At 62.2% G+C, this 13,817-nt stretch carries 14 protein-coding genes; 8 read left to right on the forward strand and 6 right to left on the reverse strand.

From position 1 onward, the window contains the following. Window positions 1-34: 34 nt before the first annotated feature. Complete coding sequence (locus QFZ30_RS08345; protein ID WP_307075175.1) at window positions 35-1,105, forward strand: quinone-dependent dihydroorotate dehydrogenase; 1,071 nt, start codon at window positions 35-37, stop codon at window positions 1,103-1,105. A gap of 96 nt (window positions 1,106-1,201) precedes the next feature. On the opposite strand, the gene QFZ30_RS08350 is transcribed toward QFZ30_RS08345, so the two are convergent. Next, window positions 1,202-1,804 (reverse strand): DUF3043 domain-containing protein, encoded by a 603-nt coding sequence (locus QFZ30_RS08350; protein ID WP_307075177.1) that lies wholly within the window; start codon window positions 1,802-1,804, stop codon window positions 1,202-1,204. Window positions 1,805-1,970: 166 nt separating this feature from the next. On the opposite strand from QFZ30_RS08350, the gene QFZ30_RS08355 reads away from it, so the two are divergent. The 5 genes from QFZ30_RS08355 (at window position 1,971) to QFZ30_RS08375 (ending at window position 7,156) form a co-directional block, all read left to right on the forward strand. Next, a complete protein-coding gene (locus QFZ30_RS08355; protein WP_307075179.1) occupies window positions 1,971-3,416 on the forward strand; it encodes a dipeptidase in 1,446 nt (481 codons plus the stop codon). A gap of 162 nt (window positions 3,417-3,578) precedes the next feature. After that, a complete protein-coding gene (locus tag QFZ30_RS08360; protein WP_307075181.1) occupies window positions 3,579-3,968 on the forward strand; it encodes a HesB/IscA family protein in 390 nt (129 codons plus the stop codon). Between the two features lie 185 nt (window positions 3,969-4,153). Continuing rightward, entirely contained in the window at window positions 4,154-5,026 is an 873-nt protein-coding gene (ctaC, locus tag QFZ30_RS08365) for an aa3-type cytochrome oxidase subunit II (RefSeq protein WP_307075183.1), read from the forward strand. 10 nt (window positions 5,027-5,036) lie between these two features. Further along, window positions 5,037-6,758 (forward strand): aa3-type cytochrome oxidase subunit I, encoded by a 1,722-nt coding sequence (gene ctaD / locus QFZ30_RS08370; protein WP_307075185.1) that lies wholly within the window; start codon window positions 5,037-5,039, stop codon window positions 6,756-6,758. After that, window positions 6,755-7,156 carry a cytochrome c oxidase subunit 4 gene (locus QFZ30_RS08375; protein WP_307075187.1) on the forward strand — a complete coding sequence of 134 codons (402 nt, stop codon included), beginning with the start codon at window positions 6,755-6,757 and terminating at the stop codon, window positions 7,154-7,156. Before ctaD ends, QFZ30_RS08375 begins: the two co-directional genes overlap by 4 nt. 140 nt (window positions 7,157-7,296) lie before the next feature. On the opposite strand, the gene QFZ30_RS08380 is transcribed toward QFZ30_RS08375, so the two are convergent. Together QFZ30_RS08380 and QFZ30_RS08385 are read right to left on the reverse strand one after the other, a co-directional pair. After that, entirely contained in the window at window positions 7,297-7,590 is a 294-nt protein-coding gene (locus tag QFZ30_RS08380) for an HPr family phosphocarrier protein (protein ID WP_307075188.1), read from the reverse strand. Window positions 7,591-7,743: 153 nt separating this feature from the next. Further along, window positions 7,744-8,256 carry a VOC family protein gene (locus QFZ30_RS08385; RefSeq protein WP_307075190.1) on the reverse strand — a complete coding sequence of 171 codons (513 nt, stop codon included), beginning with the start codon at window positions 8,254-8,256 and terminating at the stop codon, window positions 7,744-7,746. A gap of 78 nt (window positions 8,257-8,334) precedes the next feature. Here QFZ30_RS08385 and QFZ30_RS08390 point away from each other — a divergent pair, with 78 nt between their 5' ends. Both QFZ30_RS08390 and QFZ30_RS08395 read left to right on the forward strand, forming a co-directional pair. Next, window positions 8,335-9,153, forward strand: coding sequence for a helix-turn-helix transcriptional regulator (locus QFZ30_RS08390; RefSeq protein ID WP_307075192.1), 819 nt, complete (start codon window positions 8,335-8,337; stop codon window positions 9,151-9,153). A gap of 78 nt (window positions 9,154-9,231) precedes the next feature. Then, window positions 9,232-10,023 carry a GntR family transcriptional regulator gene (locus QFZ30_RS08395; RefSeq protein WP_307075194.1) on the forward strand — a complete coding sequence of 264 codons (792 nt, stop codon included), beginning with the start codon at window positions 9,232-9,234 and terminating at the stop codon, window positions 10,021-10,023. Window positions 10,024-10,120: 97 nt separating this feature from the next. Here the strand turns inward: QFZ30_RS08395 and qcrB are convergent, their stop codons facing one another. From qcrB to qcrC, 3 genes are all read right to left on the reverse strand, one after another. Further along, on the reverse strand, window positions 10,121-11,797 hold the full coding sequence (gene qcrB, locus QFZ30_RS08400; RefSeq protein WP_307075196.1) for a cytochrome bc1 complex cytochrome b subunit: 1,677 nt from the start codon (window positions 11,795-11,797) through the stop codon (window positions 10,121-10,123). Next, the gene (gene qcrA / locus QFZ30_RS08405; protein ID WP_307075197.1) at window positions 11,775-12,845 is read right to left on the reverse strand and encodes a cytochrome bc1 complex Rieske iron-sulfur subunit; all 1,071 of its coding nucleotides are present in this window, start codon (window positions 12,843-12,845) and stop codon (window positions 11,775-11,777) included. Before qcrA ends, qcrB begins: the two co-directional genes overlap by 23 nt. Window positions 12,846-12,946: 101 nt before the next feature. Beyond that, window positions 12,947-13,735 carry a cytochrome bc1 complex diheme cytochrome c subunit gene (qcrC, locus tag QFZ30_RS08410; protein WP_307075199.1) on the reverse strand — a complete coding sequence of 263 codons (789 nt, stop codon included), beginning with the start codon at window positions 13,733-13,735 and terminating at the stop codon, window positions 12,947-12,949. Window positions 13,736-13,817 lie beyond the last annotated feature (82 nt).

Consider the following 13,817-nt stretch of genomic DNA (forward strand, 5'->3'; position numbering starts at 1 on the left):
TGGTCTGTACCGCCCAAGACGGAAAACTAGAGGCATGCGCGTATATCCCACATTCTTCAGGCTGGCCTTTTCATGGATGGACGCCGAACGCGCCCACAAAATCGGGTTCAAGGGGATCAGGCTCGCACATACCTCCGGCGCGGGACGGCTCCTGCAGAAGTTCACGGCCCCGGCACAGTCACTGCAGACGACCGCCTTCGGGCTGACATTCCCGTCCCCTTTCGGACTCGCGGCAGGTTTCGACAAGGAAGGCCACGGAATCGAGGCACTCACCGAGCTTGGCTTCGGACACGTGGAAGTAGGAACCATCACCGGCCAGGCCCAGCCGGGCAACGAGAAACCGCGCCTCTTCAGGCTCATCCAGGACCGCGCAGTGATCAACCGGATGGGCTTCAACAACGACGGCGCGGCCGCTGTTGAGTCACGGCTCAAGGCATCCCGTGCCGCCCTGCAGCGCAAGCACCCCCACGTGCGTCCCGTGATCGGAGTGAACATCGGGAAGAGCAAGGTGGTCGAACTCGACGATGCCGTGGGCGACTACCTGATCAGCGCACGGAGCCTGGCTCCGGCCGCGGATTACCTCGTGGTCAATGTGAGCTCGCCCAATACGCCCGGGCTACGGCTCCTCCAGGACGTTGAGACGCTTCGTCCGCTGCTGACCGCGGTAGGGGAGGAGGCAGACAGGTCGGCAGGCCGGCATGTTCCATTGCTGGTCAAGATTGCCCCGGACCTGAGCGACGAAGATATCGACGACGTCGCCCGGCTGGCGCTGGACCTGAAACTGGATGGCATTATTGCCACCAACACCACCATCTCGCGGACCGGGCTTACCTCTCCCGCAGAAAAGATAGAAAAGTGCGGGGCCGGAGGTTTGTCCGGGGCGCCGCTCAAGCAGCGTTCCCTGGAAGTCCTCCGCCGGCTCAAGGATGCCACCGGGGACGCGATCACCTTGGTGGCCGTCGGCGGCGTCGAGACCGCCCAGGACGTCCAGGACCGGCTGGACGCTGGAGCAACCCTGGTCCAGGGGTACACGGCTTTTCTCTACGAGGGTCCTTTTTGGGCTGCACGGATCAACCGGGAGCTGGCCAAAAACCGCCGGATCTGACTGGGCACAGGAACAGCAAAACCCCGGCAATCGGACGCCGGGGTTTTGCTGTTGCTGAATCACAGGACGCGGATGGGGGAGCACCCGCCGAAATGGTCAGGCCGGGTAGTCCCCGCGCTTGACCAGTGGCTTGGGCAGCCGGAGTTTGCGGAACTGCAGCGCGCGCATGGAGCCATACCAGACAGTGCCGCGTTCCACCTCGCCGAACTTCTCCGTCAGCCTCTTGCGGAGCTTGCGGGAAAGAATGAAGACGTCGACGAACACGGCCAGGAACATCACCCAGAAACCGCCCAGTACATAGATCATCTGTTCGCTCGAGGCGGGCACCAGCAAGGAAATGATGACAAAGAGCAGGGCGCCGAACATGAGGTATTCGCCAAGGCTGAGGCGGGCATCCACGTAATCACGGGCAAATCGCTTCTGTGGTCCCTTGTCACGGAGCGGCAGGAACTTCTCGTCGCCGGTATCCAAGGCCTGGCGCATTTTTAGCCGCTGGTCCTGGACGGCCTGGCGTTCGGCGGCCTTGGAAGCCTTTCGGTCCTCCGGCACCAGCGGCCGCTTGCGCGCCGCTTCCTGGGCTCTGCGCTTGGGCGTAGGCACACCCTTGCCCGCTGCGGCATCCTGCCGGGCGGCCGCTTCAGCGGCCTGCTGGTCTATTGATTCTTGCGCCGATGGCGCTTCCTTTTTACGTCCGAACACCTGAACAGAATACCTTGCGGCAGGACGGCCCCTGCCCGCTGGCCGCCCCTGTGGCGCCCGTGCCCTGTTCCCGTACGCCATCGTTGAAATTCCGACGCCGGCCCGGCCAGTCGGGTCTGTTGCATGTGGGTGCCGGTAGTGTTGCGGCGCAGGTATTGTTTTCGCCATGACGTCAACTCCATCTGCAACCCCGCACGACTCCAGCAGCCGTAACGCCAGCAGTTCCGAGGGCGTCATCGATGGGCAGGGACTGCGGAGTGCCGTCGACCGGTCCTTCGGTGCCACGCTGGTGCAGCTCGAGGAGCTTGTTGCCATTCCCGGCATCGCCTGGCCGAGTTTCGATCCAGCGCCACTGGAGCGAAGTGCGCAGGCGGTGGCGGACCTGCTGCGTGCTGCCGGCCTCGACGATGTACAGGTTTTGCGGTCCGACAAGAACGACGGCTCCCCGGGCGGCCCGGCCGTTGTGGCCCGACGGAAGGCCGCTGAAGGTAAGCCGACCATCCTTCTCTATGCCCACCATGATGTTCAGCCGCCCGGCGATCCTGCCCTGTGGCAGACGGAGCCGTTTGCCGCCGTCGAAAAGGACGGCAGGCTCTACGGCCGCGGTGCCGCAGACGACAAGGCGGGAATCATGGCACACGTGGCGGCCTACGCTGCGGTCACGGAGGTCCTGGGCGAGGAACTGGGCCTCGGCGTGACCTTCTTCTTCGAGGGAGAGGAGGAAGCCGGATCGCCCACCTTCCGATCCTTCCTGGAAGTCCACCGCGAGCTGCTCCGGGCAGACGTGATCGCAGTTGCCGACTCCAGTAACTGGAAGGTCGGCATTCCGGCCCTGACCACCAGCCTGCGCGGCCTGGTGGATGGAACCATCGAGGTGCAGGTCTTGGAGCACGCCGTCCACTCGGGCATGTTCGGCGGTCCTGTGTTGGACGCCCCGACGCTTTTGTCGCGGCTGATCGCCACCCTCCACGATGCCGAAGGCAACGTGGCCATCCAAGGCCTCGTGTCCAGTGACAACGTCACGGTGGACCTCACCGAAGCCGAATATCGGGCCGATGCGTCAGTGCTCGACGGCGTCCGGCTGGCTGGATCGGGCACCATTGCGTCACGCCTCTGGACCAAACCTGCCCTGTCCATCATCGGTTTTGACGCGCCGGGCGTGGACGTGGCATCGAACACGCTGCTGCCACGGGCGCGGGCAAAATTCAGCCTCCGCCTGGCCCCGGGGCAGGTGCCCGCCGAGGCAATGGAGGCTGTGCGGCAGCACGTTGAGGCCAACGCACCGTTTGGTGCGAAGGTGGTGTTCATCCCAGGGGAAAGCGGAAGCTCCTTCCTCACGGACACGTCGTCCAAGGCTGCTTCGCTGGCAATGTGGGCACTCGGGGAGGCCTGGGGGGTGCCCGCAGTGGAAATGGGGATTGGCGGATCAATTCCGTTCATTGCCGACCTCATGGAGGTCTATCCGGATGTGCAGATTCTTGTGACCGGTGTTGAGGATCCGGATTCCCGGGCGCACAGTGCCAACGAGTCGCTGCACATCGGAGACTTCAGGAACGCCGTGGTAGCGGAAGCCCTGCTGCTCGCCAGGCTGAACGCTGACGGCCTCGCATGATTTTCCGGTCCTCCGGGAACAACCGTCGTGAGCCCATGGTTACGTCAGGAGTTAGAGCTACACGTCTGACCGACGTAGCATGTAGCTATAGCCCATACCGTTCCGTAGGGGCAGGCACCGCTCTCGCGGCGCCGCCAGGACCGTCCTAAGAAGGTAGGCCAAATGAGCACCGCAACAAATGAGAACAGCACCGAAACCACCAGCGCTGCCGGGGAAGAACTGGCCGCCCACGAGGTCAACCTGACAGACGTGGCCGCAGGCAAGGTACGCAGCCTCCTCGAGCAGGAAGGCCGGACCGACCTTCGCCTCCGGGTCGCCGTGCAGCCCGGCGGCTGCTCCGGCCTCATTTACCAGCTCTACTTTGACGAGCGGCTCCTTGAGGGTGACGCTGTCCGTGATTATGACGGCGTTGAAGTTGTAGTGGACAAGATGAGCGTGCCCTACCTCAGTGGCGCCAGCATCGACTTCGAGGACACCATCTCGAAGCAAGGCTTCACCATCGACAACCCGAACGCCGGCGGTTCCTGCGCTTGTGGAGATTCGTTCCACTGATCCGGTCTTTTCGCCCGGTGCCGGCGCCTGGCGTCCGTCCGTCAAAACGGCACGGAACCACGACGCCGACATGTGGGCGAAATGCCCGGGGGAGCGGTAAGCTCTACACCGAGTAGTAAAACTTTTAGTGTGCCCGGGAAGCTAACGGCTGCCCGTGCAACAGCAACAAGTAGGAAGGGCCGTCTGTGAGTTCGCTGAACCGAACCGGCAGCCGACGCAAAACGATCACATCGATCTCAGGCTTGGCAGTTGCCGGCGCGTTGGTTTTGACTGGATGTTCGCCAGAGGTAGAGAAGGGGTGGCTGCCCACAGAGCGTGGCACCACCAACCACACCGACCGCATCATGGACCTCTGGGTCAACTCATGGATTGCCGCACTGGTTGTGGGCATCATTACTTGGGGGTTGATCGTCTGGTGCCTGGTAGCCTACCGCCGCCGCAAGGGCACCAAGGGGTTTCCGCGGCAAACCAGCTTCAATCTCCCACTTGAGGTCTTCTACCTGACCATCCCGTTGTTCATGGTCCTGGTGTTCTTCTACTTCACCGACCGCGACCAGCAGGCGATCGATGACCGCTCGCAGCCGGCCGACGTCGTGGTCGACGTCCGCGGCAAGCAGTGGGCGTGGGACTTCAACTACAAGTCCGGCGACGTCATCTCCGAAGACGTCCACGAAGCCGGCGTGCAGGCCCACCTGACCGGTGACGCCGTGGACAAGGAGAAGCTCCCCACGCTGTACCTGCCCGTTGGCAAGTCTGTTGACCTGGAGCTGAACTCCCGCGATGTGATCCACTCCTTCTGGGTCCCGGCCTTCCTCCAGAAGCGCGACATGATACCGGGCAAGACCAACTACATCAGGTTCACCCCCACCAAAGAGGGCACCTACGACGGCAAGTGTGCCGAACTCTGCGGCGAGTACCACTCCGAAATGCTGTTCCGCGTCAAGGTGGTGTCGGAAACTGAATTCCAGACCCACATGGACGAGCTGCGCGCAGCAGGCAACACGGGTCTCCTCGGCGAAGAGTACGACCGCAACCCGAACCTGAACGAAATAAAGTAAGGGGAGCGACGTGGCTACTTACACTCAATCCGCCGGGACCCTTGAGGCTCCCGTAGTTCCTAGGTCCAAGGGGCGCATCGTCGTCAACTGGATCACCTCCACTGACCACAAGACCATCGGGTACATGTACCTGATTGCGTCGTTTGTGTTCTTCTGCCTCGGTGGCGTGATGGCCCTGCTGATCCGTGCAGAGCTGTTCGAGCCGGGCATGCAGATCCTGCAGACCAAGGAGCAGTACAACCAGCTCTTCACGATGCACGGCACCGTGATGCTGCTGATGTTCGCCACGCCGCTTTTCGCCGGCTTTACGAACGTGATCATGCCCCTGCAGATCGGCGCCCCCGACGTCGCCTTTCCGCGGCTGAATGCGCTGGCATTCTGGTTCTTCCTCTTCGGCTCCACCATCGCCGTTTCCGGTTTCATCACCCCCCAAGGTGCTGCTTCCTTCGGTTGGTTCGCCTACGCCCCGCTGAACAACACCACCTTCAGCCCGGGCGTCGGCGGGGACCTCTGGGTCTTCGGCCTGGCGCTGTCGGGTTTCGGAACGATTCTTGGTGCCGTCAACTTCATCACCACGATCGTCTGCATGCGTGCTCCCGGCATGACGATGTGGCGGATGCCCATCTTTACGTGGAACGCCCTTGTCACGTCCATCCTGGTCCTGATGGCCTTCCCGCCGCTGGCTGCAGCGCTGTTGGCGCTTGGTGCGGACCGCCGCTTCGGTGCCCACATCTTCGACCCTGAGAACGGCGGCGCCGTCCTCTGGCAGCACCTGTTCTGGTTCTTCGGCCATCCCGAGGTGTACATCATTGCGCTGCCGTTCTTCGGCATCGTGTCTGAAATCTTCCCGGTGTTCAGCCGAAAGCCGATCTTCGGCTACAAGGGCCTGGTCTACGCAACCATCGCCATCGCGGCCCTCTCCGTCACAGTGTGGGCCCACCATATGTATGTGACCGGTTCGGTGCTGCTGCCGTTCTTCGCCTTCATGACCATGCTGATCGCAGTTCCGACCGGCGTGAAGTTCTTCAACTGGATCGGCACCATGTGGCGGGGCTCCTTGACCTTCGAGACGCCCATGCTCTGGAGCATCGGCTTCCTGATCACCTTCCTGTTTGGTGGTCTGACGGGCATCATCCTGGCATCGCCTCCGCTGGACTTCCACGTCTCGGACTCCTACTTCGTCGTGGCGCACTTCCACTACGTGGTGTTCGGAACCGTGGTGTTCGCGATGTTCGCCGGCTTCTACTTCTGGTGGCCGAAATTCACCGGCAAGATGCTCAATGAGCGTCTCGGCAAGATCCACTTCTGGATGCTGTTCCTTGGTTTCCACGGAACGTTCCTCATCCAGCACTGGCTGGGCGTGGAAGGCATGCCCCGCCGCTACGCGGATTACATGCCCCAGGACAACTTCACCTGGATGAACCAGTTCTCCACCATCGCCTCATTCGTTCTGGGCGCTTCCCTGATCCCGTTCTTCTGGAACGTCTACATCACTGCGCGCAGTGCCGAAAAGGTCCAGGTGGATGACCCGTGGGGCTTCGGTGCCTCGCTCGAGTGGGCCACATCCTGCCCGCCGCCGCGCCACAACTTCACCTCGCTGCCCCGGATCCGTTCCGAGCGGCCCGCCTTGGACCTCCACCACCCGGAGTTGTCCCAGGTCCACACAGTCGAGTCACCTGCTCCGGTAGCAGCAACGCTCGGTAACGCCGACCAGAAGGACACTGCCCAGTGAAGATCGAATCATGGATTTTTGGAGCCGGAGTATTCTTCTTCGTACCGGTCGCCCTGGTTTACGGTTTCCTGACCCACTGGAATGAGTGGGTCGGTGCGCTGGGGATCCTCCTGGTGGGCGGGCTCGCCGGCATGATCGGTGGCTACCTCGGCTTCACCGGCAAGCGCGTGGGTATGCGCCCGGAGGACCGGAACGACGCAGAGATCCACGAAGGAGCCGGCGAGCAGGGCCACTTCAGCCCCTGGAGCTGGTGGCCGCTGGTCTTGGGCCTTTCCTGCGCCGCGGGCTTCCTCGGTATGGCCGTCGGGTTCTGGATTGTCTACATCGCCGCCGGCATGGCCCTTGTGGCCCTCGTAGGCTGGGTTTACGAGTACAGCCGCGGAGACCACGCCCACTAGCCCCAGAGCATCACTCCCGGCAAACAGCAAACGACGACGGCGGGCCCCACCTTTCTGGTGGGGACCGCCGTCGTTCCTGGCCGGAAGCCGTTCCTGGGGACGGGCTCCATGCCGGGGACGGGGGAGCCGCCTGGGAGGGCCTAGCGGGCTCCCTGCGACTCCAGCAGTTCGGCCAGCATGCGAAGGGCCTGCTGCGCGGTCCGCAGGCCGGAGGGGGTGTCTGCTGCGGAATCCGTAATGGAGAGTTCCACTTCGCAGCCATAGTCAAAGTCCGCGGTCATGACCTCAAGCAGCGAACGGGCATCCACTCCCTCCATTCCCGACTTCCTGATGGTGACGGGCAGGCCCGTGCCCGTCACAGCCTTGACGAACACGGCTGCCGGGCGGGCGTGCAGGCCGATCGAGGCCAACACCACGGCCTTCTGAACTGGCAACGGGACTCCTAGATCCACAACGGCCCCCTCCGTCAATTCCGAAATTTCCTGTCCAAATATATCCGGTGTCCGCACTGGTCACCCAACCGCCGAGGCACAGCGGCAGGTTGGATCGCTGCGGGAGCCTGCCGTGGCGACGTGGGCGGCCGTGGTTCAGCTTTGCGTGGAAGCCCAGTCGGCGACGCGACGCGTGCTCTCCTCTTCGGAAAGGTCTTCCACGCGGGTCATGACGGACCAGCGCACACCGTAGGGGTCTCTGATGCTCGCGTAGCGGTCTCCTGATACGAAGGTGGACAGTGGCTCCCTGATGGTGGCTCCCCGCTGCTCGGCGCGCGCAACAAGACCGTCAGCATCGGCACAGTAGAGTCCCAGTGAGTAGCAATCATCGTCACCCGTGGGTGCGGGGACAAGGTGATAGTCCGGGTTGGGCTCACCAATTTGGAGCCGCCCCTGACCGAAGTCAAGTTCGGCGTGGACAACGACTCCACCGATCTCTGTGACGTTCACGGTACGCGCGCCGAAAACGTCCTGGTAGAAGGCGATCGCCTCTTTGGCCGAGTCGATCGCAAGGAACGGCGTCAGGCTCGTGAAGCAATGCGGTGTACCGAAGCTCGTGTGCCTGCCGTCGGCGGCTGTGGTCAGTTGGGGGCTTGTAGAATCACTCATAGGTACGACGATAGGCGCAGCTGCACAATGAGGGCTTGAAGAATTGCGACAGCCTGGATATGGAGGGTCGTCCATCCCATGGCGAGTTCGTTCAAGGGGATCCTTTATCCGGCCCAGCTTCCCTCGTTTCACCGCCTTCCGGCGCCCGAGGCCGTCACGAACATGGTGCACTGGTTTTGGATTCCGGAATGGGACATTGAGCCGGGGCACACGTCCCGCCAGCACCTGATCGCATTCCCGACATCCAACCTGGTCGTTCAGAAGGATGTTGTGGAGTTCGCAGGCCCAACAACCCGTCGATCGCATCGGGACCTCACCGGCCGGGGCTGGGCCGTCGGGGCGCTCCTGCGTCCAGCACTGGTTCCGCGTTTTACGGATGATCCCGGAAGCCTGCGAGATGCCCAGATCCGACTGCCGCTGGCAGATCTGCAAGCCCTGGTGTCGGACGCGATGAGCGGGACCAATCCAGAGGGACGTCGGCAAAAGGCGGTCGAGGCCTTCACTGGTTGGCTCGTATCGCAGAATTCAGAGGTGTCAGAGGAGGGCAATCTTGCCAATGAGATGATGGACGCCATCGGAGCATCCCCCGACGTGACCCGAATCGAAGACGTTGCGGCGCGTCTGTTTGTTTCGCCGAGGACCCTACAACGGGTAGCGAAGAGGTATATCGGTCTTAGCCCCTCAACGCTAATCCGCAGACGGCGCCTGCAAGAGGCCGCCGATCGATTACGGACCGACCCGGCGGCAGACCTCGCTGCGGTCGCTGCAGAATTCGGCTACGCCGATCATGCGCATCTGACAAACGACTTCCAAAAGTTCCTGGGTTTTACGCCCAGCAACTATCGGCACACTGTCCAGGGGCAGCAATTCGGCCATCCCAGTGACGGCCTCAGGTGACGGGGAAAGTGCTGGTCTAGACCTCCATGTGCTTGCCTTAAGATTGGAGGGTGAACACACAAGCAGGGGCAACCGGCCATGGCTGCTAACGCGGCCGGCGTCGCGGGCGAGATAGACCGCAATAACGGGACGGCCATTTACATCCAGCTTCGCGAGATCCTTCGCGCTTACATTGCTGATTCCTGTCCGCCAGGATCGGCGCTGCCGTCCGAACGCGACCTCGCAGAGCGCTTTGGCCTCGCACGGATGACAGTGCGCCAGGCAATCGACGCCCTGGTGGGCGAAGAGGTCATCGAGCGCGTTGTCGGTCTTGGCACCTTTGTCCGTAAGCCCAAACTCGATTTGCAGGTCAAGCTCACCTCCTACAGTGAGGAAATGCAGCGCCGCGGCATGGTTCCGGCAGCAAGGGTCCTTAGCTTCGAGCAGATCAGTGCCAGTGCATTCCTGGCGCGCGAACTCCAATTGGACGAGGGGACGCCGCTAGTCCGCTTCCGCCGTCTTCTCCTCGCGGACGGTGAGCCGATGAGCGTAGACGAGAACTTCATCCCGGCGCACCGGGTGCCGGGCCTGTTGGATGGCGAACCTCCCACTTCCCTGTACAACGTCCTCAGCGAGCAATTCGGGCTCGTGATGGAGTGGGGGGAGGACATGATCGAAGCGACAGCGGCCTCGCCCTCGACGGCCCGGCTCCTTAACGTTGATGTGGGCTCACCGCTGCTGAAGATCCAGCGCCATGCATTCGTCGCCCGGGCCATGGTGGATTATTCCGTCTCGTACTACCGGGCAGACCGCTACAAGCTGTGGGTTCCGCTCCAGCGTCCGGGCGCACGGCCTGCGCGCAATCATTCGTCCGGCTACCGGACGCATTAGTCTTCCCGTAGCAGCGAGTCTTCCGGCAGCGCCGAGACAACAGGAAAGGCCCGGTCCGTCTGGACCGGGCCTTCCTGTTGTGCTCAGATACCGTGTCTTAGTGGCTGAGGCTCTTGCTTTCCTCAGCCGCTTCCACGGCCGGGTGGGCGTGGTGGCCGTGTGCGGCCTCCAGCTCGGCCGGTGTGGCGGGAGCTACGCGGTCTTCGAAGAACCACCGGGAGAGCCAGGCGCGCTGCTTCTCCTTGCGGGTGACAATGCCGTGATCGTTGGGCACAGCCGGAAGGGGAGCAGGCGATTCGAAGCCCACCAGCTTGTAGCGCTTGTATTCGTCCAGCGGCGCGTGCACCTCGATGAACTCACCATGAGGCAGACGAACGATGCGGCCGGTTTCGCGGCCGTGAAGCGCAATCTCGCGGTCCTTGCGCTGAAGAGCCAGGGCCACGCGCTTGGTCACGGAGAAGGCGATGATCGGTCCAATGAAGAACAGCGCCCGGAGCCAGTACGTCACATCGTTCAGCGAAACGTGGAAGTGCGTGGCGATCAGGTCGGAGCCTGCCGCCGCCCACATCACGCAGTACCAGGTGAAGCCGGCCATGCCGATAGCTGTTCGCGTGGGGGCGTTCCGCGGGCGGTCCAGAACGTGGTGCTCGCGGTTGTCCTTGGTGATCCACTTCTCGATCCATGGGTACATGAACATCACCGTGAAGAGGATGCCAGCAGGAACCAGGGCAGGAAGGAGGACATTCAGGGTCAGCGTGTATCCGAAGATGACGTACTCGAAGTGGAAGTCTCCGATGACGCCCGGCATCAGGCGCAGCGCACCGTCAACGAAGCCGATGTACCAGTCGGGTTGGGTACCCGCGGACACAGGCGAAGGATCGTACGGTCCGTAGTTCCAGATCGGGTTGATCGTGAAGAAGCCGGCCATCAGGGCAAGTACGCCGAAGACGATGAAGAAGAAGCCGCCTGCCTTTGCGGCGTAGACGGGTCCCAGCGGGTATCCCACGACGTTTCCGTCATTGCGGCCGGGGCCAGGGTACTGCGTGTGCTTGTGGATTACCACCATAAAGAGGTGCAGCACGATCATCAGGAGGATGAGCGCCGGGACCAGCAGGATGTGGAGCATGTAGAGACGGCCGATAATCGCCGCGCCCGGGAACTCGCCGCCGAAGAGGAAGAAGGAAATGTACGTTCCGATAACGGGAATGGACTTGATCACGCCGTCGATGATGCGGAGGCCGTTGCCGGACAGCAAGTCATCAGGGAGCGAGTAACCCGTGAAACCCGCCGCCATGGCGAGGATCAGCAGCACGCTGCCAACAACCCAGTTCATTTCACGCGGTTTGCGGAAGGCGCCCGTGAAGAACACGCGGAGCATGTGCACGCCGATGGATGCTACGAACAGCAGTGCTGCCCAGTGGTGGACCTGGCGCATAAACAGCCCGCCGCGGACGTCAAAAGTGATGTCGAGGGATGAGCTGTAGGCCACCGACATTTCAACATTCTTCAGCGGCACGTAAGAGCCGTCGTAGTGCGTTTCGGCCATGGACGGATCAAAGAAGAATGTCAGAAAGGTTCCTGACAGCAGGAGGATGACGAATGAGTACAGCGCCACCTCACCGAACATAAACGACCAGTGGTCGGGGAAGACTTTTCGTCCGAACTCACGCAGGATCCCGGAACCGCCGACGCGCTCGTCAACAAAATCGGTGATGCGTCCAGCTTTAGTCTTGGCGACGAAGGCGGGGGCTTCAGCTCTTGATGCTGCGCTCATGCTCATCACGCTCCCAGTAACTCGGTCCTACAGGTTCTTTGAAGTCGCTGGTTGCGACCAGGTAGCCCTCGTCATCCACCGCAATGGGAAGCTGGGGGAGGGGCCGGCTGGCAGGGCCAAAGATCACTTTGCACTCTTTAGTGAGGTCAAAGGTGGACTGGTGGCACGGGCACAGCAGATGGTGCGTCTGCTGCTCGTAGAGAGCGACAGGGCAACCGACATGGGTGCAGATCTTGGAGTAGGCAACGATTCCGTTGTAGCTCCAGTCCTCACGGCCCGCAGAAGGATTCAGGGACGCAGGGTCCAGGCGCATGAGCAGCACAACAGCCTTGGCTTTTTCGTTGAGCTTGCCCTCATGCAGTTCGTTGAGGCCTTCGGGGATCACGTGGAACGCGGAGCCGAGCGTTACGTCAGCAGCCTTGATCGGCGTGCCATCGGGATCCCTCGTGAGGCGCTTGAGCTTGCCCTCCTGCGGCGCCCACATGGTGTGCGAGAGCGCTTTGTCCGGACGCGGTCCCAGGTCCCCGAAAATGGCGACGGCGGGAAGGGGAGCCAGCGCCATGGCGCCCAGCAGGGTGTTACGGATCAGCGGACGTCGCTTGATGCCCGTCTCCTCGACGATGTCGTCCACGATCCGGACGGCGGCGACGCGGTCCTCCTCGGTGCGGATTGCGTGCCGCTCCTCGGAGACTTCATGGTCAGGCATCAGTGCCTTGGCCCAGTGGACAATGCCCGTACCGATGCCAAGCATGGCAAATGCGGTACCGACGCCCAACAGCGCGTTCTGCAGCCGGACTGTGGCGATGCTGGAATCTTCACCCAGATCAATGGCGAAGTATGCCACCAGGAAGATCACGGTACCGACAACTGAGGCGCCAAAAAGTAGGGCGACCTGCCGTTCTGCACGCTTTGCGGCCCTCGGGTCCGTGTCAGCCAGGCGCAAACGATGCGGGGGAATTCCAGGATCCTGGAACTTCTCCACCTCATTCTGACCAGCCGTAGCTACGGTGCCCGAGTGGTTCGGACTGCCGTCACTATGGTTGCCCATAATTCGCCTCATCCTTCTCTCGTCCCGGCGTCTGCCGAGTTAGTTTTCAATTTCAAACTGCTGACTGATCAGCAGAAGTTTCTTCAGGTTTCCCGTGGTGCCTAGGACGTCCGGGATGTCAGCCAGATGGTGAAGGCGATGATGACTCCCAGTCCGCCGATCCAGACAAACAGACCTTCGGAGACCGGACCCAAAGCACCAAGGTCAGCGCCGCCGGGAGACCCGTTGGTCTCAATCTGCTTCAGGAAGGTAATGATGTCGCGCTTGCCCTCAGGAGAGACGTTGGCGTCACTGAACACCGGCATGTTCTGCGGGCCGGTGGCCATGGCCTCGTAGATGTGCTTGCCGGATACGCCGGCGAGGGCCGGGGCAAACTTGCCGCGGGTCAGGGCGCCGCCGGCTGCAGCTGCGTTGTGGCACATGGCGCAGTTGGTGCGGAACAGCTCACCACCAGCAGCGGCATCCCCCTGCTCATCCAACAGGCCTTCTTCAGGAAGTGCAGGGCCGGCTCCCAGGGAAGCGACATACGCTGCAAGCTGATGGGTCTGAGTGTCGTTGAACTGAGCAGGCTTCTCTTCCGCCTGCGGTCCGTTCATCTGCATGGGCATCCGGCCGGTGCCGACCTGGAAGTCAACCGCTGCAGCGCCGACACCAACAAGGGACGGACCGTCCTGGCTTCCGCTTGCGCCCATGCCGTGGCAGGTGGCGCAGTTGGCGGCGAAAAGCTTGCCGCCCTCCTCGACGTCGTTGGCGCTGTAGCTGGTGGTGGAAGCCTTGGCCTGGTTGACGGTGGTGGCGACGGCATAGAGCCCACCAGTGACGAGGAGTCCCATCAGGAGCAGCGCGATTGCTGCAAGTGGGTGACGCCGCTTTTGCGAGAGTGCCTTCACGTGGTGGTTCCTTTATTCGATCGTGCGTCGGCTCCGTGAGCCGCTTCTTGAAATTCTGCCTCTTGTAGAAAAAGAATCAAAG

This window comes from Arthrobacter pascens (assembly GCF_030815585.1).
In the GTDB taxonomy this organism is placed as follows: Bacteria; Actinomycetota; Actinomycetes; order Actinomycetales; family Micrococcaceae; genus Arthrobacter; species Arthrobacter pascens_A.

What these genes read in the sequence shown, in the direction of transcription:
- QFZ30_RS08385 (WP_307075190.1), bottom strand. Translation starts at nt 8,256, where the DNA reads ATGAGTGATTCTACAAGCCCCCAACTGACCACAGCCGCCGACGGCAGG.
- QFZ30_RS08360 (WP_307075181.1), top strand. Translation starts at nt 3,579, where the DNA reads ATGAGCACCGCAACAAATGAGAACAGCACCGAAACCACCAGCGCTGCC.
- QFZ30_RS08395 (WP_307075194.1), top strand. Translation starts at nt 9,232, where the DNA reads ATGGCTGCTAACGCGGCCGGCGTCGCGGGCGAGATAGACCGCAATAAC.
- QFZ30_RS08345 (WP_307075175.1), top strand. Translation starts at nt 35, where the DNA reads ATGCGCGTATATCCCACATTCTTCAGGCTGGCCTTTTCATGGATGGAC.
- qcrB (WP_307075196.1), bottom strand. Translation starts at nt 11,797, where the DNA reads ATGAGCGCAGCATCAAGAGCTGAAGCCCCCGCCTTCGTCGCCAAGACT.
- QFZ30_RS08355 (WP_307075179.1), top strand. Translation starts at nt 1,971, where the DNA reads ATGACGTCAACTCCATCTGCAACCCCGCACGACTCCAGCAGCCGTAAC.
- qcrA (WP_307075197.1), bottom strand. Translation starts at nt 12,845, where the DNA reads ATGGGCAACCATAGTGACGGCAGTCCGAACCACTCGGGCACCGTAGCT.
- QFZ30_RS08390 (WP_307075192.1), top strand. Translation starts at nt 8,335, where the DNA reads ATGGCGAGTTCGTTCAAGGGGATCCTTTATCCGGCCCAGCTTCCCTCG.